Here is a 1,127-nt window from a genome sequence, read left to right on the forward strand (position 1 = left end):
CTCGTGCGAAAAGACGATGTCGATATAGGCTTTTAGCATAGGCGGCACGTTTAGCCAGTACATCGGGTACAAAAATACGATGCGGTCGGCGCCCAATAGCGCGTCTTGCTCTGTGCGAGCGTCGATGCGCGCAGTATCGGTGCCGTAAAGCCCCTCCAAATGGTGTACCTCTACGCTAGCAGCGCCCTTTGCGACCTGCGATAGGGCTTTGTTCACGCGCGAGGCGGTAAAATTTGGATGCGATAAGATAACGAGTGTTTTCATGTTATTTCCTTTGTTAAAATTTGCAGAATCATATCGTTAAAAAGCTAAAAGTAGATTAAGAGGGGTTGTAAAAATGAAGAGTTATTTTTTCTTGTGAGGAACCTGGATTTGCGTGGCACGATAGATACGAAGCGCTCTCGTACCATACTGCCTCAAGGCATGTGCAACAAAATGTTTTTACGCGTGCCGCAAAGCAAGCCCCTAGCCCGCTCTTGTCTGGAACGATCTCGCTTGCGATCCACCCGATCGCGTGCAGCTGCGGCGCGGGGCAAAATTTCATCCAAGCAAGGATAAATTTATGAAAAAAGATTAAAATTTAACCTCGATTCGGGCTACGAGCCCGAAAATTTCAAAAAAGGACACGATATGCAGAGAAAAACACAGATCGAAGACGAGTTTAGCGCAGAGGATCGCGAGCGCAAAATCACGCTGCAAGCGGGAGACGTAGCGCCCGAGTTTAGTTTGCAAAACGCCGACGGCGCGAGCGTCGCGCTAAAGGACTTTGCGGGAAAAAAGGTCGCGCTGTATTTTTACCCCAAGGATAACACCCCCGGCTGCACGACCGAAGCGTGCGAATTTAGCGCCGCGTACGATGATTTCATCGCCGCAGACTGCGTGATCGTAGGCATCAGCCCCGACAGCGCCAAATCCCACGCGGGCTTCATCGCCAAGCAGAGCCTAAAGCACATCCTGCTGAGCGATCCGCAGCACGAGGTAGCCAAGCTATACGGCGCGTGGCAGGTGCGCAAAAACTACGGGCGCGAGTATCTGGGCATCGTGCGCTCGACCTTTCTGATCGGTGCGGACGGCAAAATTTTAAAGGTCTATAAAAGCGTCAAGGCAAAGGATCACGCCGCAAAGGT

General features: G+C 51.5%; 3 protein-coding genes. 2 read left to right on the forward strand and 1 reads right to left on the reverse strand.

All coding sequences use genetic code 11. The features are described from left to right. Window positions 1-264 (reverse strand): NAD(P)H-dependent oxidoreductase (locus tag Q0614_RS04605; protein WP_298786870.1); only part of this gene is annotated, 264 nt, incomplete at its 3' end. Between the two features lie 161 nt (window positions 265-425). On the opposite strand from Q0614_RS04605, the gene Q0614_RS04610 reads away from it, so the two are divergent. Next, window positions 426-566, forward strand: a complete 141-nt coding sequence (locus tag Q0614_RS04610) for a hypothetical protein (RefSeq protein WP_297882706.1) — start codon at window positions 426-428, stop codon at window positions 564-566. Between the two features lie 64 nt (window positions 567-630). After that, on the forward strand, window positions 631-1,127 hold a 497-nt coding region (gene bcp / locus Q0614_RS04615), incomplete at its 3' end, for a thioredoxin-dependent thiol peroxidase (RefSeq protein WP_298786872.1).

This window comes from uncultured Campylobacter sp., from assembly GCF_937997595.1.
In the GTDB taxonomy this organism is placed as follows: domain Bacteria; phylum Campylobacterota; class Campylobacteria; order Campylobacterales; family Campylobacteraceae; genus Campylobacter_B.